Annotated in this window: 17 protein-coding genes and 3 pseudogenes; 6 read left to right on the top strand and 14 right to left on the bottom strand. The window is 48.0% G+C overall.

Annotated elements, in window-relative coordinates:
- Positions 1–38: 38 nt before the first annotated feature.
- The 4 genes from RQN30_RS00820 to RQN30_RS00805 all read left to right on the top strand — a co-directional run bounded on the left by RQN30_RS00820 (position 39) and on the right by RQN30_RS00805 (position 3,892).
- On the top strand, positions 39–548 hold the full coding sequence (locus tag RQN30_RS00820; RefSeq protein WP_353060859.1) for an MFS transporter: 510 nt from the start codon (positions 39–41) through the stop codon (positions 546–548).
- A complete protein-coding gene (locus tag RQN30_RS00815) occupies positions 502–1,389 on the top strand; it encodes an MFS transporter (RefSeq protein WP_353060858.1) in 888 nt (295 codons plus the stop codon). Before RQN30_RS00820 ends, RQN30_RS00815 begins: the two co-directional genes overlap by 47 nt.
- Before the next feature lie 323 nt (positions 1,390–1,712).
- Positions 1,713–3,737 carry a DEAD/DEAH box helicase gene (locus tag RQN30_RS00810; RefSeq protein WP_353060857.1) on the top strand — a complete coding sequence of 675 codons (2,025 nt, stop codon included), beginning with the start codon at positions 1,713–1,715 and terminating at the stop codon, positions 3,735–3,737.
- Positions 3,734–3,892 (top strand): hypothetical protein, encoded by a 159-nt coding sequence (locus RQN30_RS00805; protein ID WP_353060856.1) that lies wholly within the window; start codon positions 3,734–3,736, stop codon positions 3,890–3,892. Before RQN30_RS00810 ends, RQN30_RS00805 begins: the two co-directional genes overlap by 4 nt.
- Before the next feature lie 200 nt (positions 3,893–4,092).
- On the opposite strand, the gene hisS is transcribed toward RQN30_RS00805, so the two are convergent.
- Complete coding sequence (gene hisS / locus RQN30_RS00800) at positions 4,093–5,421, bottom strand: histidine--tRNA ligase (protein ID WP_353060855.1); 1,329 nt, start codon at positions 5,419–5,421, stop codon at positions 4,093–4,095.
- Between the two features lie 186 nt (positions 5,422–5,607).
- On the bottom strand, positions 5,608–6,243 hold the full coding sequence (locus RQN30_RS00795; RefSeq protein ID WP_353060854.1) for an MBL fold metallo-hydrolase: 636 nt from the start codon (positions 6,241–6,243) through the stop codon (positions 5,608–5,610).
- A gap of 267 nt (positions 6,244–6,510) precedes the next feature.
- On the opposite strand from RQN30_RS00795, the gene RQN30_RS00790 reads away from it, so the two are divergent.
- Both RQN30_RS00790 and RQN30_RS00785 read left to right on the top strand, forming a co-directional pair.
- Positions 6,511–7,839 (top strand): DUF349 domain-containing protein, encoded by a 1,329-nt coding sequence (locus RQN30_RS00790; protein ID WP_353060853.1) that lies wholly within the window; start codon positions 6,511–6,513, stop codon positions 7,837–7,839.
- 401 nt (positions 7,840–8,240) lie between these two features.
- On the top strand, positions 8,241–8,732 hold the full coding sequence (locus tag RQN30_RS00785) for a hypothetical protein (protein ID WP_353060852.1): 492 nt from the start codon (positions 8,241–8,243) through the stop codon (positions 8,730–8,732).
- Positions 8,733–8,786: 54 nt separating this feature from the next.
- Here the strand turns inward: RQN30_RS00785 and RQN30_RS00780 are convergent, their stop codons facing one another.
- From RQN30_RS00780 to thrS, 12 genes and pseudogenes are all read right to left on the bottom strand, one after another.
- Positions 8,787–11,069 (bottom strand): RelA/SpoT family protein, encoded by a 2,283-nt coding sequence (locus RQN30_RS00780; RefSeq protein ID WP_491608678.1) that lies wholly within the window; start codon positions 11,067–11,069, stop codon positions 8,787–8,789.
- A 292-nt stretch (positions 11,070–11,361) separates the two neighbouring features.
- Positions 11,362–11,910, bottom strand: coding sequence for an adenine phosphoribosyltransferase (locus tag RQN30_RS00775; RefSeq protein WP_353060851.1), 549 nt, complete (start codon positions 11,908–11,910; stop codon positions 11,362–11,364).
- A complete protein-coding gene (gene secF, locus RQN30_RS00770; RefSeq protein ID WP_353060850.1) occupies positions 11,907–13,028 on the bottom strand; it encodes a protein translocase subunit SecF in 1,122 nt (373 codons plus the stop codon). Before secF ends, RQN30_RS00775 begins: the two co-directional genes overlap by 4 nt.
- The gene (gene secD, locus RQN30_RS00765) at positions 13,006–14,964 is read right to left on the bottom strand and encodes a protein translocase subunit SecD (RefSeq protein WP_353060849.1); all 1,959 of its coding nucleotides are present in this window, start codon (positions 14,962–14,964) and stop codon (positions 13,006–13,008) included. The genes secF and secD overlap by 23 nt, the downstream gene beginning before the upstream one ends.
- An 80-nt stretch (positions 14,965–15,044) precedes the next feature.
- Positions 15,045–15,224, bottom strand: coding sequence for a hypothetical protein (locus RQN30_RS00760; RefSeq protein ID WP_353060848.1), 180 nt, complete (start codon positions 15,222–15,224; stop codon positions 15,045–15,047).
- Between the two features lie 404 nt (positions 15,225–15,628).
- Positions 15,629–16,659, bottom strand: a pseudogene (ruvB, locus tag RQN30_RS00755) (Holliday junction branch migration DNA helicase RuvB).
- Positions 16,656–17,282 (bottom strand): Holliday junction branch migration protein RuvA, encoded by a 627-nt coding sequence (gene ruvA / locus RQN30_RS00750; RefSeq protein ID WP_353060847.1) that lies wholly within the window; start codon positions 17,280–17,282, stop codon positions 16,656–16,658. Before ruvA ends, ruvB begins: the two are co-directional and overlap by 4 nt.
- 80 nt (positions 17,283–17,362) lie before the next feature.
- A pseudogene (ruvC, locus tag RQN30_RS00745) lies at positions 17,363–17,986 on the bottom strand (crossover junction endodeoxyribonuclease RuvC).
- Positions 17,987–18,239: 253 nt separating this feature from the next.
- Positions 18,240–19,001 carry a YebC/PmpR family DNA-binding transcriptional regulator gene (locus RQN30_RS00740; RefSeq protein ID WP_353060846.1) on the bottom strand — a complete coding sequence of 254 codons (762 nt, stop codon included), beginning with the start codon at positions 18,999–19,001 and terminating at the stop codon, positions 18,240–18,242.
- 198 nt (positions 19,002–19,199) lie between these two features.
- Positions 19,200–19,673: an NUDIX hydrolase gene (locus RQN30_RS00735; protein ID WP_353060845.1), complete on the bottom strand. Its 474-nt coding sequence runs from the start codon at positions 19,671–19,673 to the stop codon at positions 19,200–19,202.
- Between the two features lie 205 nt (positions 19,674–19,878).
- A complete protein-coding gene (pgsA, locus tag RQN30_RS00730; RefSeq protein WP_353060844.1) occupies positions 19,879–20,508 on the bottom strand; it encodes a phosphatidylinositol phosphate synthase in 630 nt (209 codons plus the stop codon).
- A gap of 144 nt (positions 20,509–20,652) precedes the next feature.
- Positions 20,653–22,664, bottom strand: a pseudogene (gene thrS / locus RQN30_RS00725) (threonine--tRNA ligase).
- Between the last annotated feature and the right edge of the window lie 229 nt (positions 22,665–22,893).

The raw sequence follows: 22,893 nt of genomic DNA, 5'->3' as shown, positions 1-22,893 counted from the left end.
ACCGCAAGTTTAATCAGCGGAAAAAGAAAACTGAAACAGTGAGTGTGTCGCTGGCAAAATGGCTCAAGATAATTTCCGTATCTGTGATTTCGCTGGTCGCGTTTGAAGTTATTGCAGTAGCTACTGCAATGCCCTACGTGGTTGAAGAGTTAAACGGCGAACACATGTATGCCCTGGCTTCCGGAGTCGTACTTGCAACCCAGCTTGTTACCACGGTGCTCGCCGGTTCCTGGTGTGATGTGAAAGGGCCGAAGCCGATTTTTTATGCCGGAATTTCATTCTTCATTCTCGGGCTGTTAATTGAAACCGCTGCATTAAATATCGAACTGCTCGTCTTCGGACGTGCAATTCAAGGATTCGGCGGGGGCCTGATAATTGTGCCGCTCTACGTGATGATTGCGAAATTCGTAGCGCCGCGCCAACAGCCGGCATTTTTTGCAGCCTTTGCTGCTGCATGGATTCTTCCGTCGTTGATTGGTCCAATGATTGCCGGAATTCTTGTTGAACATCTCAGCTGGCGTTGGGTTTTGGCGTTCCGGCAGCACTAATTGTCTTATCAATGCCGATTATTGTCATGAAAATGCAGCAGTTCCCGCCGACGGCTTCCGCAGGAAAGTTCCCAGTTTGAAGCGAATGTTTATTTTTGCAACTTTTTCCGGTATTTCCGTCGGTGCGCTGCAAATTATTTCCGGTACGAAAGCAGTAGATTTTACTCCGCTTACGTTCCTTGCGATTCTCGTGCTCACAGTGGTTTGTTTCGCTGCAGTCCGTCCGCTGCTCCCGCCGCATACATTCCGGATTCTCCCCGGATTACCGGCAACAATTTTTTATCGCGGAATAATAAACGGATCGTATCTTACTGTCGAACTTTTTCTTCCGTTAATGTTGAAGAATCTGCACGGATATAATCCGACAGCAGCGGGAATGGTCCTTACCGTCGGATCAATAACGTGGGCGCTTGGATCGTGGATTCAAGGCCGGATTTTTAATCCGCAGATTCGGGCAAAACTTCCATTAGCTGCTTCCGTGCTGCAATTACTGGGCACACTTATTACTTTCCTCGGCGCGTTTTCGGGGATTAATGGGGCAATTGTTTACATCGGCTGGCTTTTTGCATCATTTGGTGTCGGGCTAGTGTATCCGGCGCTCGCTGCACATGCGCTTGCTCTCACTGTGCCTGAACAGCATGGGCAAACGTCTTCAGCTGTCCAAGTCTCTGATACTCTTGGAGCTGCAGTGCTTATCGCATTCGGTGGAATCATTTTTGCTTTTACTGAACCAGCTGGCTACATTGCATATCTTTATGCGCTCGGCTTTGCATCCGCAATGGTCGTGTTTGGTTTAATTATCACGAGTCGAATCAAGATGGGATCTACCGTAACAGCCTAGTAGTTTTCACAAAAATCTAATGCTGCGGTACAGAGATACTAATACGTCTTTGCTCCGCAAACGGCATGAAACGGTGTGTTTCAATGCGCTGCTTACCGCTGAATTGCATGAAATATCTGCTTGCCGTGACAATATAAGGAATTAAACATGCCGAAGAAGCACTTAAAGTCCAGAAAAATCACTGTTCTGCTTTCATTCAGATTATGCCGTGAAGTGTGAACTTAAATTCATATTTCACAAGTGCATAAGCCAAATATTTATTGAAATCCGAAAGCCGGCGCAATCTTAAACTCACAAATACCGAAGAGGAACGTATAAACCTAATGTCTGAAAACATAATCTCCTTCAGCGAGCTCGGACTACCAGAAAACCTATTACAAGCAATTACTGATCTCGGATTTAAAACTCCCACTCCGATTCAGGCAAAAGCAATTCCGGCATTGCTGAATCAGCGTGATGTAGTTGGAGTTGCACAAACCGGAACCGGGAAAACTGCGGCATTCGGATTGCCGATGCTGACGCATGTAGACCCGAATGAAAAATGCGTGCAAGCTTTAATTCTTGCACCAACCCGTGAACTTGCGCTGCAAGGAGCTGACGCAATCTCAACTTTTGCAAGTAAGACGGCGGAATTAAATGTAGTCGCAGTCTATGGCGGTTCAGCTTATGGCCCGCAGCTAAATGCGCTGAAGAATGGCGCACAAGTTGTTGTTGGAACTCCAGGGCGAATTATGGATTTGATGGACCGCGGTGCGCTTAAGCTGGATAAAGTGCGCTATTTCGTGCTTGATGAAGCCGATGAAATGCTGCGGATGGGATTTGCTGAAGACGTGGAGAAAATCGCTGGTGAATTACCATCGATGCGGATATCTGCATTGTTTTCGGCAACTATGCCAAGCTCGATTCGTAAAATTGCGACTGAACATTTGCAAGATCCGCTCGAAATCACTGTGACTCCCGCAGCATCCACAGTGGATACAATTGCGCAGACTTTCGCCGTGGTTCCCAACCGCCATAAAATTGGTGCGCTCTCACGTGTGCTTGCCACTACGGAAGCGGAAGCTGCACTCGTATTCGTACGCACGCGTGCGACGGCAGAAGAACTTTCGCTTGAACTTACTGCGCGCGGAGTGCATGCAGCAGCACTTTCAGGTGATGTGGCGCAGGTTGAACGTGAAAAGCTGGTAAATCGGCTCCGTTCAGGTTTCCTTGACGTCCTTGTCGCAACAGATGTCGCTGCCCGCGGTCTTGATGTGGAGCGGATTGGACTCGTGGTTAATTTTGATGTGCCGCGAGAAGTTGATACTTACGTTCACCGTATCGGACGCACCGGGAGAGCCGGACGTGAAGGCACTGCACTTACATTCGTCACACCAAAAGAACGCTCACGTTTGCGTAAAATTGAAGCTGTTACCAAATCAAGCATGATTCAGGTTGATTTGCCAACACCGGCAGAAGTTTCGGCCTACCGCAGTCAAAAACTAATTGAACAGGCAGAAGCGCGTTTTGCTGCCGGACGCCTTTGGGTATATGCGGATGTCCTCGCCAAATATGAGGCAGATTCTGATGAAACTGCTGATTTACAAACCTATATTTCGAATGGTTTTCCCGATGGCGGTGCCGAAAAACAGAAAAATGCCGATATTGCTGCACATGGGGTTACTGAATCAGCTTCGAGTAATATTGAAGAAAACGGAAATGGGCTTTCTGGGCAGCCGAAGCTTACTCGTGATGAGCTGCTTCTTGCGTTAATGGCGTTAGCTGTGCGCGATTTCGGGCCTGCTGATACTGACAGCGAACCGGATGTGCTAACCGCAAAATTTGATGATTTCGGCAGCGGTGACGGTAAGAAAAGTAAACGCCGCAAAGAATCAGGTAAAGCCCGGACGTTCGAAGGCATGGGTACGATGTACCGTGTGGAGGTTGGGAAACGCGACGGTGTGAAACCAGGTTCCATAGTTGGTGCGATTACCGGTGAAGGCGGTTTGCGTAGTTCACAGCTCGGCAGAATTGATATTTACCCGTCGTTTTCGATTGTTGAATTTGAAAAAGAGCTTGATGCGAAAACAATACAAAAAATTGCCCGCGCGAAAGTCCAAGGGCGTGCGCTTGATATTTCACGCGATAATGGTCCGGGTGCTGCAAAAAAGGCGAAAAATTCAAACGCGAAAAGCGTCATAATAATTTCGACGGTGATTTCAATGAGTATAGTGAAACCCAAACTCGGAAGTACCGTGCTGATAAAAAGTATGGTGATGAAAAACGTGCGCGGCTTGAATCACTCAGCCGCGATGAGCGCCGTATCCAAAAATCTGAGCAGCGCGGAAAGAAACCCGGAAAAGTTGTGAAAGGTAAGTTTGCGGCAGGCAAGACTGCATTTAAAACTTTTGGTAAAAAGAACTTTGGCAGCGGAAAGCAAGCAAATACTTTTGGTTCAAAGCATGGCGGGAAAAGTTTCGGCAGTGTGAAAAAGGCAGGTAAATTAAATAAACGTTGGAGCTGAGAAAACGGTAACTCTGCGCTAGGAAACCGCTAGTTCCGAATTTCTGCTGAAAAATAAATCAAAAATGGAGTTGGCCGCAACGAACTTTTGTTGCGGCCAACTCCATTAGTATCTCAAATATATTTGCGGATAAACAGTATACTGCCGATATTAAACCGTTCCCGGCGAATCATTTTCGGATGATAATAATCCGAAAATGATTATTCCGCATTCGCGCACAGCTGCGGTTTCAAATCATGAGCTGGCGGATTCCACTCTTTTCCGTCAGCTGCAACTTGTTCCCCGGAGCGAATATCCTTTACTTGCTCACCGTCGTCAGTAGTAAACCAAACGAACGGGATTCCGCGCTTATCAGCATACTTAATCTGCTTCCCGAATTTCGCTGAATTTGGTGAAACTTCCGCTGCAATTCCGCGGCTGCGTAATTCCATTGCCGTCTTTTCCGCGTGCAGGCGCTGTGCTTCTGTATTCACTGCCACAAGCACCACAGCCGGCACTTTCCGGCTTGGAACAATCACTTCTTTTCCAATAATTCGGGAAAGCATCCGTGAAACACCAATTGACAGCCCAACTCCTGGGAAAGTCCGCTTCCCGTCGGATACCAGCGAATCATAACGTCCGCCAGAACAAACCGATCCGAGATCTTCATGCCCTTCCATTACTGATTCGTAAACTGAACCCGTGTAATAGTCAAGCCCGCGTGCAATCTTCAAATCTGCTACCAGTGATCCGGGAAGCAACTCATTTGCTCCTTCCACCAGCCGCACCAATTCATCAAGTCCGGTATCGAGCAGCTCACTTCGATAACCAAACGCAAGCACCTGCTCCGCGAAAGACGCATCACCGCTTTGAATCTGTGCTAAAGCGAGTGCTGCTTGAATTTGTTCGTCATTCGCACCAACACGTTCAGCAAGCAGCTGCCTCACAACCTTTTCCCCGACCTTATCGAGCTTGTCGATAATCCGCAGCGTTTCCTCCACATTTTCAATGCCGGCGGCTTCATAAAAACCTTGCGCTACTTTCCGATTCGAAGCGTGAATCGTGATTTTTGGAATCGGCAGCTTTGCAAGCGCATCCGCCATCACTAGCGGAAGCTCAATTTCATGATGAAATGCCAGCGTATCTTGCCCCACAACATCCACATCGGCTTGAATAAATTCGCGGAAACGGCCATCTTGCGGGCGCTCGCCGCGCCAAACTTTTTGAATCTGATACCGACGGAACGGAAAATCAAGGTGCCCAGCGTGTTCCAACACATATCTTGCAAGCGGTACAGTTAAATCGAAATGCAGCCCGAGTTCCGCATCTTTTGCTCCGCTGCGGTCTTGCAAACGCGAGAGCAGATAGATTTCCTTTGAAGTTTCCCCTTTTGCCAGAAGCTGTGAAACTGGCTCAACTGCGCGGGTTTCAATACCGGAAAAGCCGTGTAACTCAAAAGTATCGCGCAGTGTATCAAGGATTCCCTGTTCAACAATCCGCCCTGCAGGGAGCCATTCTGGAAAACCGGAAAGAGGAGCAATTTTCGCCATTTTGTTTACTTTCGTTTCGTCTTTCGCTAATTTAATATCGTAATTATGTGCAGATCTGCACAGCCGGCACAATCGGGTATTATCAGCTCATTGCCGAATGGAGATACGGCGAATGGCGCGTTTCGTGGAACATCGTCGTGTATTCTCCGTGCCCCGGAAGCAAATATGTTTCGGGACGAATTGAGTTTACAAGAAAACGCAGCGATGAAACCATCTTTTGCTCGTCTCCCCAGGTAAATCAGTGCGTCCAATTCCATTTTTGAAGATTATATCGCCGCTGAGCATAAAATGTTCCTGCCGCCCCGGAACCAAATCCGATTGCAAAAACGCTTCCGGCACAGCAGCGAGATTATCGATATTGCCGTCGAAAAGAAATACGCTCGAACCTTCGGTATGCCCGGGAGCTGAAACTGCGCGGAGCGTAATTCCCGGAACAAACTCAAATCCGGTTTCATAAGCAAAATCCGGCACAGACTGCAAATTTTTCGGCTTTTCCCATTGGCTGATTCCCATTCTGGTAAAAGCTAAAGCAAAATTCGGCAGCCCTAATGTGCCGAGCGGATCATCAAGCCGATATAAATCAGGCTGCGGCACGTATACCGGCACATTTCCGGAAAATGCGCTAACGTCCCAAATATGATCGGCATGCCCGTGTGTTAAAAGTACAGCCCCAAGAGTTAAATTGTGCTTTGCTAATGTTTCCTTAACCCAAAAACGCGAACCTGCGCCCGGATCTACTACCAGCGCCTGGCGATAAACAGAATCTGCAAGAATATAACAGTTTGCATCAAGGAAAGTCTTAGAATAGCGCAAAATAATCATAATTTAAGCATACCTGTGCACTGTGCCTGGAGCGAACTGAAGATTATTCCCAGATTATTTTCATCACGTCCGCTTCCCCACACCATCGAAATAACACAAAAATCTACTTCAAAACTGTATAAAATACAGCTAAGAAATATCGAAAGCAGAACAAACCGCGCAAACATTGGAAAATGTGCGTAAACTAGAGTTGTTATTGTTCAGTGAATTTCTGTGAACGGTGCGGATATAATCCCAACCCCGGCTTGTACTTGTTAAGGAGCAAAAATGGCCGATACCATGCAAACAAATAAGCCTACCCCAATGCCAAAACCAAAACATGTGCCCGAAGCTACTGTCACTTCGCGTACAGACGAAGCAGCAGTGGCAGCGGCCAAATGGGGTCGCGTGGACGACGCCGGAAATGTCTATTTGCGCAGCGCTGACGGCGAACGTATCGTCGGGCAATATGCTGCCGGCGGCACGGAAGATGCTGCGCTTAGTTTGTATGTTCGGCGCTTCCTAGATTTGCAGGCACAAGTTGCGTTACTCGAAACTCGTCTTGAACATATCTCCCCGGAGGAGGCCCGCAAGTCGCTTAAAACAATCAATGCAGAACTTGTTTCCCCAGCAGTTGTAGGTGATGTGGAGTCCTTGCGGGAACGTGCCGCCGCTCTTGATGAAAAGATTTCGGCACGAGCAGAAGTTGTTGCTGCTGAGCGTGCGAAAGCGAAAGAAGCAGCGCTCGCGCTCCGTACGAAGATTGTTGAACGTGCGGAAGAAATCGCGGAGCAGGATGTAAACAAGACTCATTGGCGTAATTCACGTGATGAGCTTTCCAACCTGCTTGATCAGTGGAAGCAGGCACAGCGTAATAATGCACGTATTGACCGCCCGACGGAAGATGCTCTTTGGAAGCGTTTTTCAGCTGCACGGACAAAGTTTGACCGGCATCGCCGTCAGCACTTTTCGGAGCTGGATGTGCAGCGCAAGCAAACAATTTCGGTAAAAGAAGGGATTATCAAACGCGCTGAAGAGCTGCAGGCTTCAACCGATTGGAATGCAACATCGGCTGCGTACCGTGATTTACTTGAAGAATGGAAGCGTGCTGGCCGGTCAACAAAGAAAGAAGACGATGCCCTTTGGGAACGCTTCCGCACGGCGCAGCAAGTATTCTTTGATGCACGTGCCGGGCACAATGCCGCGGTTGATGAAGAATTTGGGGCGAATCTGGCAGCGAAACTTGAACTGCTGGCAGCCGCTGAAGAACTGCTTCCAGTGACCGATGTTGCATCTGCAAAGGAACAGATTCGCAGTATCGGCGAGAAATGGGATCAGATTGGGCGTGTGCCGCGCGCTGATATTTCCCGCACTGAAGGCAGAATGCGGGAAATTGAGCGGGCGATTCGTGATGCTGAGAACCAGCAGTGGGCAGAGTCTGATCCGGAAATTGAAGAGCGGTCTTCAGGTATGGCCGCACAGCTGCAAGCGCTGATTTCGGAGCTTGAATTGCAGATTCAGGAAGCTCAGGCAGCCGGCGATACCAAGAAAGTTGCAGAGTACTCGGAAGCTCTCGAAGCACGGAAAGCGTGGTTGTCCACAGTACTCGAAGGATGATCCAATACTCCACAGAAATGCCGTCGGATTGCAAAAATTCGACGGCATTCTTATAGCCTTTGCTTTGTGAAAAATGAACTAATTACTGACTATATGCACAGTCAGCGTCCAGTGAAATATCAAGCAAAAATTCGGGCTGAGATTTTGGAAAGCAAAGGAAAAAAGCGGCGGAATACGCGCATTGCCCCATCTTTGGCTGCTAGTTTTAACTGCACCGAACATCTCGCTGCAACGAAAACACACTCTGCTTATTTTGAGATAAAAAATCATCTCAAGATTCAGAAGAATTTCGAAATCAGATCGCAGCCGCACGTTTATGCGAATAAAAATCAGATACCGCACAGCGAACTCCGCGAAAGAATCCGGATTATCCGCTCAAATACGCTTATTCACTTGCCGAATTGAACCATTACCGTGCACATCGCGAATACTATTTAGAATTACCGGACAACCATTTCGTTTCATATCCGGATGTGTATTCGCCTGCGCTTCGCGCGCTTGCCCTAAAACCTTTTCTTGCGAAAAACGATACTGTAATTAACGAGTCAGCTCTCTGGCTCCATACCGGTTTTTACCCGTGTCATGTGTTAGATAAAGTTAAAACGGCGCGTTTAGACGGGCGCAAACGCAAAGGGTCAGTACGAAGAAGAATTCCCGCACAGCATTTACAGCTGATTGAAGGAATTTTCACAACAACCTTGGAGCGCACTGCTGCTGATCTTTTACTATCTGATCTTGAATTGGGAATCACCGCAATCCCAAAAATCATCAGAGCCGGTTCAAATATTCAAAAGATTCAAAATTTAGTCAATTCCCTAAATGGTATCCAAGGTCTTTCCTGCGTAAGAAGTGTCCTATCACAACTTAGAGAAGTACCTGCTCTTGCCGGATAACTTATATCAGCTGCAGCACGTTCGCGGCATCCTGATTGCGCATCTGTTATTAAACTAAACTCGGCGCAAGCCTTCTTTCTTGGAATTAGTCACACGATATGCGTCGTAAACTCCCGCAATTTTCTTCAGCTCTTTCAATACCTGCCGCAGATGACGCGGATCTGCCATTTCGAAAGTGAAGTTTGAACGAGCGACACGTTCACTTGAAGTGTTGATATATCCGGTAAGCATATTTACATCATGTTCAGAAAGCACCCGTGTAATATCGGCAAGCAGCCCGCGGCGATCAAGGGCTTCAATCTGCACTTGTACCAGGAACGCTCCCTCAGCTTGATTGTCCCAGGCAATGTCGAGAAAACGTTCCGGTTCATTCCGCAGCTGATCCACATTCGGGCAGTCTGCGCGATGTACTGATATCCCTTTGCCGCGGGTAACAAAACCAACAATCTTATCCGGAGGAACGGGCGTACAGCATTTAGCGAGTTTCACCAGAACATCAGTGTCTTCAATAGTGGAAACTACTACTGCGGAAGAAACAGATCCATCACGGCGATGTGCGATACGCGTCGGCGTAACAGCTTCTGCCATTGTTTCCTCTGCACCCTGGCGCCCGCCTTGGCTTGAAATCAGGTGATTTACCACGCTTTCAGGCGAAATTGATCCTTCGCCGATTGCGATATATAAATCCGAAACGTCCCGCCGATTTAAGTCGGCAGCTACTGCACGCAGAGTTTCGTGAGACATCAGCCGTTGAACCGGCTCATTTTTTCGCCGCAAAGTTTTCGCAAGCTTTTCTTTACCAAGTTCAAGTGCTTCATCCCGACGGTTCTTTGTAAACCAAGCTTTAATTTTCGCCCGTGCACGCGGGGTAACAACGAAATCAAGCCAGCCTTGCGACGGTCCGGAATCATCAGACTTTGCCGTAATAATCTCGACGGTATCTCCAGATTCAAGCCGATAATCAAGTGTTACCAGCCGGTCGTTGACTTTCGCGCCAACAGTCCGATGCCCAACCTCAGTGTGTACCGCATACGCAAAATCGACAGGTGTGGCGCCAAGTGCAAGTTCCATTACTTCACCAGCAGGTGTGAATACATAAACTTGGGATCCGGACATCTCATAGCGCAAGGAATCTAAAAACTCAGCCGGATCTGCCGTCTCACGCTGCCAGTCAACAAGCTGCCGGAGCCATTCAAGCTGCGAATCTTGCTCTGATTGTTGGGCGTTGCCGGAAGTTCGATTTGGATTCTCTTTATAGCGCCAATGCGCAGCAACACCGAATTCAGCACGGCGATGCATATCGAAAGTCCGAATCTGCACTTCGATTGTCCGTTTTTCCGGACCAAACACCGTCGTATGGATAGACTGGTAAAAATTGAATTTCGGGCTGGCAATATAATCTTTAATCCGGCCTTGCACCGGCGTAAAAACAGAATTCACTAATCCGAGTGTGGTATAGCAGTCCTGCACTTCATTTACGAGCACCCGCACCCCAATTAAATCGTAAATATCTTCGAAATCACGGCCGCGCAAAATCATCTTTTGATAAATTGAATAATAGTGCTTTGGCCGCCCGGAAATTTTACATTCTACATGCGCATTATCCAGTTCACGTTGGAGTTGTTCCGTAATTTTTTCAATATAGGCGTCACGTTCAGGATTCCGTTCCTTCACCATTCGCTCAATTTCTGAATACACCGCTGGATAAAGTGTTTTGAAAGAAAGATCTTCAAGTTCCCATTTAATCGAATTCATGCCGAGCCGATGCGCCAAGGGAGCATATATTTCCAAAGTTTCACGGGCTTTATTTTGCGCCGAAGCAGATGGCACATATTTCCATGTGCGGGCGTTATGCAAACGATCGCCAAGTTTAATCAGCAGTACCCGGATATCTTTTGCCATCGCGACGACCATCTTCCGGACGGTCTCAGCCTGTGCCGCTTTTCCAAACTCTACTTTATCAAGCTTCGTTACCCCGTCGACAAGAAGTGCAACAGTGCTTCCAAATTCTTTAGTGAGTTCTTTTAGCGTATAACCGGTATCTTCGACGGTATCATGCAAAAGTGCGGCTACTAGTGTGTCTTCATCCATCCCCAATTCGGCAAGAATCGTACAAACAGCAACTGGATGCGTGATATAGGGTTCACCGGATTTACGTTTTTGACCGTCATGCTGCTTATAAGCTACTTTGTAAGCCTGCATAATGCGTCCAAGATTTACCGGGCGCATTCCAATCGCTTCAATAACCGGTTTCAGCAGATCCGGAATTTTCTCTGCTTCCGCTTCATCGTTAAGCCAAGCATATTGCTGTTTTTTGGGTGTCAAAGCCGAATTCATATTATTTGCATCCATGTAGAAATTATACGGCGGAATTTTGTTCCGCAAAGCTGAAGTTTCTAATTATGATTGACTGTGCTGATTTTCAGCTGAAATTTTCATGCTGAATGAAAATGCAAATACAATTTCAGAATCCATCGGCGGGAAATGTTTTAAGTTTTCCGCATCTGATTTCAGCTTCCGTTTTGTGTATTTATCAGCATTACAGTAATGGCTAGCTGTGCAATACCTTGAACAGCTAGCCATTTACGATATTGTTTTGCGTCCAAAAAGTGGAATCCAAAACAGTTGACTAATAAGTTAACACTGATTCGATTGGAACAGCATTTCCAAGCCGTTTGCGTCCGCCCAAATCTTTCAGCTCAAGCAGCACACAAATTCCGGCAGCTACGCCGCCGGCTTGTTTAATCAGATTTACTGCAGCATCTGCGGTACCGCCGGTGGCGAGAACATCATCAATAATCAGTACCCGCTGATTGTCTTCGACGGTAAAAGGTTGAAGTTCCATCCGTGCTGACCCGTATTCGAGATCATAATCTATACCGACAACTGGTCCTGGGAGACGCCCCGCTTTGCGCACGGTAAGCATACCGATTCCCAGTTCCAGTGCGAGCGGAGCACCGAGAATGAAACCGCGGGACTCAAGACCGGCAATTGCGTCAACTTTGCCTCGGTAATGATCTGCAAGAATTTTAATCAGGGAACCGAAAGCATGTGCATCAGCAATCAAAGGTGTGATATCGCGAAAAAGCACACCGGGAGCTGGAAAATCTTCAACTTCTCGAACATGACTTTCAACTAGATTTACCACATCCTGCGGGAAAGCCGTTGGCTCATTCATTTCTTAATCCTCTTCTTTCGCTTTGGCTGCGAACGCTGACCGCGGTGGCTTCCGGCCACGCGGTCTTCAATTCCTGCATGTGCAAGCATATCCGATTTCATCGCTTCACGTGTTTTATCGTCCACATCATTAGACGCGAGAGCTTTTTCGTTCTCCCGCAGCTGATGTACTTTTTCAGTGTGGGAGCGGATATCTTTATTCCGCATCCCGAGCGAAACTGCCAGCGGAGCTGCGAGGAAAATCGACGAAAGAGTCGAAAGGATCATTCCGACGAACATCACGAGTGCAAGATCGCGCAGCGTATCGGCTCCAAGAAAACCAACACCGATAAAAAGTACGGATATAACCGGAAGTAAACCCGTAATTGATGTGTTCAAAGAACGAATCAGCGTCTGGTTGATTGCAAGATTTGCCGACTCTTCGAAAGTATACTTTGATTGCGCCCGAAGCTTTTGCGTGTTTTCGCGAACCTTATCGAAAACCACAACCGTATCGTAAAGGGAATATCCGAGAATTGTTAAAATACCAATAATCGTAGCGGGCGTAACTTCAAGGCCAAGAATCCAATAGATTCCAAGGGTAACTATAAAGTCGTGCAGGAGTGCCCCAATCGCCCCCACTGCGATGGTCCAGGAACGGAAGTAAGCAATCATCACAATCGAAACAAGCACCATAAACACGATCATGGCGCGAATCGCCTTGCTGAGAATGTCTTGCCCCCAAGATGGTCCGATATAAGTCGAAGTCACATCATTTGCCGGTACTTTATATGCTTCGGCGAGAGCTTCCTTAACTTGCTGTGTTTGCTGATCATCAAGCCGGATTGTCTGTACCCGAACTCCGTCGAATCCAACAGAGGAAACACGCGGAGCATCGTCTTCACCAACTTTTTTAATCACTTCGTATGCCAAGTCATGTGAAGTGTTTGTAACACCAGAGACGGTGAACTGTGATCCGCCGCGGAATTCGATTCCGAGATTCGGACTTTTAACCGCGAAAGAAAGCAGTGAAATGATAATTGCAGCCACGGCGGTAATAAACCAGATATGGCGTTTCCCGATAACATTAAATGATCTACGTCCAGAGTAGAGATTATTACCGAATGAATACATCGACATTATTCATCACTCCCTTCAGCAAGGTTATCGGTGTCATGTTTCTTTTTGCGCGGCGCTCCTGAGCACGTCGCTGCGCAAGCGACATATTTGACGTGCGGTTAACTCCTGCCAGTGCAGCTGCTTCCGGATTTGTTTCACGGATAGTTTCATCTTCCGTATTTACTTCATTATTTGCCGAGACAATTTCCGGGGTTTGCGCCGTGTTTTCAAGTGTATTGGCAGTGAAAGCACTGGAGTTCCGCAATGTTGCTGCACCGCGGCCGCGATAGAGCGGCACATGGCGCAATTTTTCCGCATTTAGACCAGAATACGGCATACCGTGCCCAAAGAATTTTGTGCGGCCCAAAAGCTCCATTAACGGATACGTGAACATCATTACGACAATAAGATCAAGCACAGTTGTGATGCCGAGCGTGAATGCGAATCCGCGTACCGAACCGACGGTAAGAATATACAGCACCGCGGATGCAAGCAGATTTACGCAGTCAGAAATAATAATCGTCCGTTTCGCACGGTACCATCCGTGGGTAATTGCGCCGCGTACGCTGCGTCCGTCACGGATTTCGTCGCGGATACGTTCAAAGTAGACGATGAATGAATCGGCAGTCACACCGACGGAAATAATCATTCCGAGAACGCCTGCCATTGAAAGACGGTAGCCCATCGTCCATGAAAGCAAGCAAATCACGAAATACGAAAGACCGGTTGACAGCACGATGGAAAGAACTGAAATCCACCCCAGCGTGTGATACTGCCAAACCATGTATGCCACAATGAGCAGTAAACCGATCAGACCGGCAATTAATCCTGCCGAAAGCTGTGAAATACCGAGAGTAGCGGAAATCTGTTCTTCAGATTGTACTTCGAAGTTCAGCGGCAGTGATCCGAAAGAAAGCTGATTTGCAAGTGTCGCTGCTTCTTTTGCGGTAAAGTTTCCTGTGATTTGAGCTTGTCCGCCAGCAATTGTTCCGTGCGGTACCGGAGCTGAAATCACTTTTCCGTCAAGCACAATTGCGAATTGATTCTTCGGAGCAGGCAGCTGATAAATTCTACCGGTTATTTCAGCAAACTTGTCTGCACCTACTTTATCAAAACTCATTGATACTGCCCAGCCGCCGCTCGGATTTCCCTGCTGATCAACGGCTAAATTTGAAGATGCCTTAGTCAAATTTGTTCCTTGGATTTCAGCTGGTCCAAGCAAGTACTTCATATTCCCGGTAACATCGCAAGCCACTACCCCAGTCTCGGGGTTATCTGCTGTACCTTTAATCTGCGCAGCCTGGCTGCCGCACTGCAGCCGGTATGCGTCGTAAAGCATTTGCTCTGTAATCCATGCCTCATCAGAACTGTCGGCAGGTTTGGCTGCAGGCTGATCAGAGAGCTTCCCGTCGCCATTCGTGTCAGCGAGTTTCATCAGCTCTGCATCGATTTCCTCCGCACTCAATTTTGGCGCTTTTCCGGCTTCAGGAGCTGGCTGACCTGCTTTTTGTGCTTTCATTTGTGCGATTGCTTCCGAATCCAATGCGTTCGGACCAAGCGCACCGACTACAGTACGCAGCCGCAGCACCGCAGAAGTACGCACCAAATCGAGGGTTTCTTTCGACGGTGAACCCGGCAGACCAACCACAATGTTTGAACCGCCTTGCGCAGTAATCTCAGCTTCTGCAACACCTGATGCGTCCACGCGCTGGCGGATAATCTCAATTGCTTGGTTTACATCTTCTTGCGTAATATCTGATCCGTCGGTGGTTACCGGAGTAAGAATCAGCTGCGTCCCGCCTTCAAGATCGAGGGCAAGCGACGGAGTGAATCGAGTTTCTTTTGTTGATATGCTTCCGTAAATCAGGCCGCCGATAAGAACGACCACGAGAACCAAAAGCACAATGAGTCTCTTTAACGGCGATGGCTGAGCATCTGCCTCATTTTTTTGTGCCAAGGGAAATCTTTTCTCTCAAACTAATGTTCATTTGCTTTGATATTTTTATAAAACTGAATTTTTCAAGCGAATCAGCGCAGTCAGTTCAGTTTTGGAGTACCTGTTGTATTCTCGTCTGAATCTTCCTCCGTGAGAGCCGGACTAAGCTCCGCATCAGCTGCAGAATTGTTATTTTGTACTTCTTCTGCATCAGCGGTTTCGTCAGCAGCTAATGCTTCTTCTTCAGAAAGCTGTTCGAAAGGAATATCCATCTGCGCCATGATTGAAGTCTTGAGCCATACTGTTTCGTCGCCTGCTGGAGATTCGAGAGTGACTGCGTCTCCATCAATATCAACAATGCGGCCAAAAAACCAGAAGTTGTAATCACATTATTGCCAACTATGAGCGCAGTTTTCCGCTGCTCAAGCTGCTTTTTTGTGCTTTCTTCGCACCTGAGGTCATTAGCCACAGAAAAAGCAGCATGACAACAAACATTATAATCATCATCTGGACATCCATGAGTTTGTTATCTCCCATTTGTTATTGGACACCATTGCACTGTAAAACAGGCAGGCATCAGAAAAAGACAGGACTAAACAGAACTTTACATGTTCTTGCCGGCAATTAATAAAACAATTAGCTTCATGTGGATAGCACCACTATTTAGCTCCGATTTAGCTGCTAATTAGCCGAAAAGCAGCCCTTCTTCCTGCGGCGGAGTGAGCCCAAGATGCTGCCAAGCTAATGCGGTGGCCATCCGCCCCCGCGGGGTTCGAATCAGGAACCCTTCACGTACAAGATACGGTTCAGAAACAGTTTCCACGGTTTCTGGTTCTTCCCCTACTGAAACAGCTAAGGTGGTTAGACCAACTGGTCCGCCTTTAAAACGTTTACAGATTGCAGCAAGTACACTGCGGTCAAGCCGGTCAAGACCAAGTTCGTCAACTTCAAAAACTTTCAAAGCCGCCTGCGCCGCAGTTAAATTTAACTCGCCTGTACCGCGCACTTGCGCCCAATCCTGCACTCGGCGCAGCAAGCGATTCGCGATTCGCGGCGTTCCGCGCGATCGCGACGCAATTTCCATCGCAGCATCCGCCTTCAGCACTACTCCCAGTTTGATTGCATTTCGTTCTACGATCAATGCTAATTCTTCATGTGAGTAATAATCCAAATGTGCAGTAAAACCAAAACGATCACGTAACGGAGCCGGGAGCAGGCCCGCACGTGTAGTTGCCCCAACTACCGTAAAAGGCGGTAACGGAAGCGGAATCGAAGTAGCCCCAGGCCCTTTACCAACCATCACGTCAACGCGAAAATCTTCCATCGCAAGGTAAAGCATTTCTTCCGCGGTACGTGCCAGCCGATGAATTTCATCAATGAATAAGACATCGCCTTCCTGCAGTGAGGAAAGTACCGCAGCCAAGTCGCCTGGATGCTGAATTGCAGGTCCGGATGTCAGCCGCAGCGAACCGTTTACTTCAGCTGCAATGATCATCGCCAGTGTGGTTTTCCCAAGTCCTGGCGGCCCGGAAAGAAGCACATGATCTGGCGCTTTTTCCGCGCTTTCGCTGCTTCGAGAACCAGCGAAAGCTGATTTTGCACAACTTTTTGCCCCACGAACTCTACGAGCTGCTTTGGGCGCAGTGCAGCTTCCTGTGCCCGCTCAGTATCGGTAGCCGTAGCTTGTGTTAATTCCCAATCTTGTTCCACACTCATCTCCTACTGCCTAAAATTTGCAGTGACAAACGCAAAAGTTCAGCTACGGTGCCGTCAGGCATTTGCGCCAGTGCTTTATTCACAGCACTGTCTGCTTCACGTTCATGCCAGCCAAGATTCACGAGCGCTGAAAGTACATCTGAATGTGAAACTGCACCGGCGTTTAGATTTTTCTTATTGTTTTCAGTTCCGCCGCCGTTAGAGGTTTCATTTTCCCCATCCGGGGTTCCAAGTTTATCGCCAATTTCCAGAATGATTCTTTTGGCAACTTTCGGACCGATTCCCGGCACTTTGCAGATTGTTTTTTCGTCTTTCACGATCAAAGCCCGGCGCAGCTGATTTGGGGTGAGTACCCCGAGTGCAGCTAATGCTATTTTTGCACCAATTCCCGATACTCCCAGCAATGCGTTGAAAACATCACGTTCATCACTGTCGGTAAAACCGTATAGGGTAAGAGAATCTTCACGTACAATCAGTGTGGTGAGCACTCGGGCCTGCGCGCCGACATGCAGGTGTGAAAGTGTGCTGAAAGTAGCTGAAAATGCAAATCCGACTCCGCCGACGTCAATTACAGCGCCGGATGCGTTTACTGCTAGTACTTCCCCGTTTAATGAAGAAATCATTTTCTGCGCCTCCGGACACTTTCGAACAGTTGTTTCAATAGTTAGAGCATACCTGAAGCAGCCCGCAGATCCACAATTTGTTATTTTTTCTTCGGAGCGACGGCTCCGTGCCGCGCCTGCAAGCGTTCAGCTTGCGCCCACATTTTTGCGCCGGAGTAAGGTCCCCGCCTTCTGCACGCGGAAGAGTGTTTGCTCCGCCATGTTGTGCGCGGGCAGCTGCAGCACTCACACCAAGAGTTCCGCGCCAGGCATGGCAGATCGCAATTGCCAGCGCATCAGCAGCATCCTTTGGACGCACAATTTCTTTCAATCCAAGAATTTGTTTTACCATCAACTGTACTTGCGCTTTTTTGCGTGCCCGTGTCCGCTTACGGCAGCTTTTACTTCGGAAGGGCTGTGCATTTGTACCGGAACCCATGCTGCGCAGCACAGAGCATTGCAATCCCGACTACTTGCGCGGTGCTCACCACCGAACGTACATTTTCCTGCGCAAAAACACGTTCAATTGCAATTACGTCCGGACACATCAGCCGAATCGTTTCTTCGAGCTTGTTATGAATCAGCAGTAACCGCTTTTCCGGAAGCAGCTGCGGACTTGATCGCGCCACATCGACATCGACGAGCGATACCCGCCGTGCACCTGCAAAATCAATCACTCCCAGACCGCATCTTGTAAGCCCGGGATCAATTCCGAGAATTCGCATTTTACCGTCCGTCTGCCTTTTGCGATATGCAGTTATCTTATTTTTGAAAAGTAATCGCGGTAAACTTCCGTGAAAGCAACGTTTTCGAGCTGGTTTCGAACGCGGTGCCGATAGTTGCAAACTTTAAATTTGACATGAGTTTTGTTTTATTTATCCAAATTACGCGGTCTGCGATCTATGTTCGGAAACCGCAGACCGCGGCAACTTAAAAATAAAAGCTGTTTTCAAATAGTATTGCTGATTTACCAGAAATTTAGTCTGCGGCTTCTAGCTCAGCCATCACCGCATCTGGAATGTCTACATTCGAGTAGACGTTTTGAATATCGTCAAGATCATCGAGTGCATCAAGTACCTTTAATACTTTTTGCGCTCCTTCTTTATCTACGCTTACTTTCATTGACGGCACGAATTGCACTTCAGCAGAATTGTAATCAATCCCTTCATCCATCAGCGCACTGCGTACTGCCACTACATCATTTGGTTCACAAGTAACTTCGTAGACATCGCCTTCGTCGGTAACTTCTTCCGCACCCGCATCAAGTACTGCCATCAGAATGGTATCTTCGTCAATCCCGTCGGATTTTGGAACTTCAACTACGCCTTTCCGGTTGAAAAGGTAGGAAACGGATCCAGGATCAGCAAGCGTACCGCCGTTGCGTGTAAGTGCCACGCGCACTTCCGAAGCTGCACGGTTGCGGTTATCGGTCAAACATTCAATTAGTACCGCGACGCCGCCTGAAGCATATCCTTCATACATAATATCTTCATATACGACGGCATCTGATCCTTCACCGGCTGCACGTTTGAGTGCGCGGTCAATATTGTCGTTTGGCACAGAGTTTTTCTTTGCCTTTTGTACAGCGTCAAACAGCGTTGGATTACCAGCAGGATCAGGACCGCCTGTACGTGCAGCGACTTCAATATTTTTAATCAGACGTGCAAACAGCTTGCCGCGCTTGGCATCAATTGCTGCTTTCTTATGCTTAGTTGTTGCCCACTTAGAATGCCCGGACACTAGATCTCCTAACGCATTGATATCATTACCGCGCTCATTCTACCCTGAAGCGCAAGTTGAGCGAAACTCCCGCTGTAATCTTGTTTTATTTTTGATGTTTTAACTCGAAAATATAATCACACGCATTCGCAAGTTCAAGGTCATGTGTTGCGATAATGAGCTTAACACCGTTCAAAAGCAATCGCACAAGTGCGCTATTTATTCTGCTATTTCGCGCATTACTCCATCCCAGCTAATAACCCATGATTCAAGCATCTGTGCAAAACCTGTCGGGTACACTTTCTCTCCTGCCTGGCTTAACTGCACCAATTCTGCTGCGCTAAACCACCCCTCGCGATCATGAACCTGCTTTTCAAGAGCCGTCAGCGCACGCCCTTTGCCGGAATCGATTACTTCCTGTTCCGCTTCGCTTACCCGCAAAATGAAAAATAATTCGTCTTGTTTGCGGGTTTCACGAGCGAAATGGAAAGTAGCTTTTCGCGAAAGCACTGGACCTGCTAACCGCTCGGCTTCCACACGCAAACCAGTTTCTTCAAAAAGTTCCCGCAATGCCCCGTCGCGAAGATCTTCCTCCGGCTCCAAACCACCGCCGACGGTAAACCACCAGCAGTGCGAGAGATCAAAATAGTCGTGCCCCTGAATCAAATAGGCTTGCCCAAGAGAATTAATCAAAACTATCCGCGCTGCTTTTCGGTGCGGAAAACCATCGGCATCCAGCGGCCACTCTCTTTTAAGTTTTCTTCTACTAACGAAAGTGTTTCATTTTTATTTTCCGCTTTTTCCAACACAACTCACCCCTAAAATCTGCTGTAAATATAATTCGCCCGTGAAAACGTAAAAGCAAAGTACAGCCGCTAATTTTCGCTCCACTTCGGATTTACGGATTATGCTGCGCCTGATTGCACTGCTGAAATACAACATACATTCGCTGGATTACTGTCACTAGCGCAGCGAAAGCCAGCAGCCATAATCCGGCTGCAAGCACCCAAACACTTGCCCCTAATCCGACAAGCAGCGCACAAACACCAACAAAAACCAGCCGATCTGTACGTTCGGCGATCCCAACTGCTGCAGTTTTCCCAATTGCTTCCGCCCGCGCCCGGGCATAAGGCACAACTGAACCAAAAACCAAAGCCATTAGCGCCCCCAGCATTACCCATTCGCGCTCCGGATGCGCAGCCCAAAAATAACCCCACAGAATAACTGACACAAACACTGCTGCGTCGGCGATCCGGTCAAGCGTGGAATCAAGGAAGGCACCCCATTCAGAGGTAGTTCCAGTAAGGCGCGCAATCTGCCCGTCAAGACTATCAAAAAGAATCGCCGCAGTAGTTAACAGCGAACCAGCGATTAGCTGATTCCTCGGAATCAGCGTGAGTACAATCGTACAGCTCAATACTGTGCCAACTACAGTGACGGCATTGGCTGAGATTCCAGCTTTCACAAAAAGTTTCGCAAAAGGACCGAAAAATTTTTGCGCAAAAGGACGCCCGGTTTTGCTCAGCACTATTTCCTCACTCGTCTGCAATACGCAGATGCCGTCAGCAACTGCTGCTTTTCAAAGCAAAAGTATTCTCGCGGCGACGGCATCTGCTTTCATTTCACTTGGTTTATTCCCAATGATCTAAGCTGCTGATCCAGCCGCCGACGATCACTGATTCGCGTGACGGCGAATCTGCTCTACGATCCGCTCAATTGCTTCATCTACTGGTACCCCGTTATCTTGCGAACCATCGCGCATCCGGAAAGATACCGCATTTGCTTCCGCATCTTCACCGCCAGCAATCAGTGTAAACGGAATTTTTTCTTTCGAAGCATTGCGGATCTTCTTCGGGAAGCGGTCGCCGGATTTATCAACTTCTACACGCACACCGCGTTCGCGAAGCTTCGCAGCTACGCCGTCAAGATATTCATCGAACGCATCAGCTACCGGCACGCAGCGCACCTGCACCGGTGCCAGCCATGCTGGGAATGCTCCCGCATAATGTTCAGTCAATACCCCAAAGAAACGTTCAATTGAACCGAAAAGTGCGCGGTGAATCATCACAGGACGCTGGCGTGAGCCGTCGGCAGCCGTGTATTCCAGCTCGAAACGCTCCGGCAAATTGAAATCTAACTGGATCGTGCTCATCTGCCAGGTACGCCCAAGCGCATCACGTGCCTGAACCGAAATCTTTGGCCCATAGAATGCAGCACCTTCCGGATCTGGGATAAGCTCCAGCCCAGATTCTTTTGCTACCTCTTCCAAAGTTTGAGTAGCTTCATCCCAAATATCGTCGGCGCCAACAAACTTCTTCGGATCCTTTGTGGAAAGCTCCAGATAGAAATCATCGAGCCCATAATCTTTCAGCAAATCCAGCACAAACTGCAGCAAACGTGAAAGCTCATCTTTCATCTGTTCCCGAGTACAGTAAATATGTGCATCATCCTGAGTGAATCCGCGTGCACGGGTAAGCCCATGAATCACGCCCGATTTCTCATTGCGATAAACAGTGCCAAATTCAAAAAGCCGCAACGGCAGCTCGCGGTATGAACGCCCGCGCGAACGGAAAATCAAGTTATGCATCGGGCAATTCATCGGCTTGAGATAATAATCAGCGCCTTGCTTTGTAATATTCCCCTCGGCATCCTTTTCTTCATCCAAATGCATCGGCGGATACATTCCTTCAGCATAAAAACTTAAATGCCCGGAAACTTCAAAGAGATTCGACTTCGTAATATGCGGAGTATTCACAAAGGAATATCCGCCTTCAATATGCTTGTGACGCGAATAATTTTCCATTTCCATTCGCACGATTCCACCCTTTGGATGGAATACTGCTAATCCCGAACCGATTTCATCAGGGAAAGAGAACAAGTCCAGCTCAGTACCAAGTTTGCGGTGATCACGCCGCTCAGCCTCTGCAATCCGCTGCTGATATGCCGTGAGTTCGTCTTTAGTTGGCCAAGCAGTACCGTAAACCCGCTGCAAGGAATCATTTGCCTGATCTCCGCGCCAATATGCAGCAGAGGCACGAGTGAGGGCAAAACCATTTCCAATCAGCTTCGTATTCGGCAAGTGCGGACCGCGGCAAAGATCAGTCCAAACCACTTCCCCTTGCGATTTACGTTATCGTACATTGTTAGCTGTTCGCCGCCGACCTCGATTGCTGCACCGTCAGCCGCCTGGTTGTTATCAGCATCTGATCCGCCTTTCAGCTCAATCAGCTCAAGTTTATACGGCTGTGAAATAAGTTCTTCGCGTGCAGCTTCGTCGCTGATTTCGCGGCGTACAAACCGCTGCCCTTCCTTCACGATGCGCTTCATGTCTTTTTCAAGTTCTTTGAGCAGTTCAGGAGTAACCGCGTCAATATTGCCGAAATCATAGTAAAAACCGTCGGTAATGAAAGGACCAATTCCCAGATTCACTTCCGGAAACTTATTCTGCACTGCCTGCGCGAGCACATGCGTTGTTGAATGACGCAGAATATTTAAACCGTCTGCACTATTTATCGTAACCGTTTCGACGGCAGCCCCTTCTGAGAGTGAAGTGAGCTCAGTTGCGAGATCTTTCAATTCTCCATTTACCCGCAAAGCCACAATTTCTTTTTGCTTTGCAAAATAATCAATACCATTAATTTCTTCAGCGAATTCGACAGCTGCGCCGTCAATATTGAGCTTCAAATTGAGCCTCCATAATCGGGCTAGATACCGTACGAGGGGTGTCTAGCTGTTGGCTGGCAGCGATACCTGGGACACCAGCACTTTTCTTACGGTATCTACCCTACCGCTAACCGCCGGCGAAACCTAGCTCGAACCGCTGCGAATCCTAATTGTTTTAATTTTCGGAAAACTAATTTTTCCAAGAGTTGTTACCGGTTCCGATTTTCAATTATTTCTAAGCTATCCTATT

The sequence above is a fragment of the Arcanobacterium hippocoleae genome (assembly GCF_040360365.1).
Taxonomy (GTDB): Bacteria; Actinomycetota; Actinomycetes; order Actinomycetales; family Actinomycetaceae; genus Arcanobacterium_A; species Arcanobacterium_A hippocoleae_A.
The sequence above is the reverse complement of the archived record's forward strand: the minus strand, read 5'-3'. Positions and strand labels throughout refer to the sequence as shown.

Excerpts from the sequence above, each read along its gene's own strand:
- RQN30_RS00810 (WP_353060857.1), top strand. The coding sequence starts at position 1,713 with ATGTCTGAAAACATAATCTCCTTCAGCGAGCTCGGACTACCAGAAAAC.
- hisS (WP_353060855.1), bottom strand. The coding sequence starts at position 5,421 with ATGGCGAAAATTGCTCCTCTTTCCGGTTTTCCAGAATGGCTCCCTGCA.
- RQN30_RS00795 (WP_353060854.1), bottom strand. The coding sequence starts at position 6,243 with ATGATTATTTTGCGCTATTCTAAGACTTTCCTTGATGCAAACTGTTAT.
- RQN30_RS00790 (WP_353060853.1), top strand. The coding sequence starts at position 6,511 with ATGGCCGATACCATGCAAACAAATAAGCCTACCCCAATGCCAAAACCA.
- RQN30_RS00780 (WP_491608678.1), bottom strand. The coding sequence starts at position 11,069 with ATGAATTCGGCTTTGACACCCAAAAAACAGCAATATGCTTGGCTTAAC.
- RQN30_RS00775 (WP_353060851.1), bottom strand. The coding sequence starts at position 11,910 with ATGAATGAGCCAACGGCTTTCCCGCAGGATGTGGTAAATCTAGTTGAA.
- secF (WP_353060850.1), bottom strand. The coding sequence starts at position 13,028 with ATGTCGATGTATTCATTCGGTAATAATCTCTACTCTGGACGTAGATCA.
- RQN30_RS00760 (WP_353060848.1), bottom strand. The coding sequence starts at position 15,224 with ATGGCGCAGATGGATATTCCTTTCGAACAGCTTTCTGAAGAAGAAGCA.
- ruvA (WP_353060847.1), bottom strand. The coding sequence starts at position 17,282 with ATGATTTCTTCATTAAACGGGGAAGTACTAGCAGTAAACGCATCCGGC.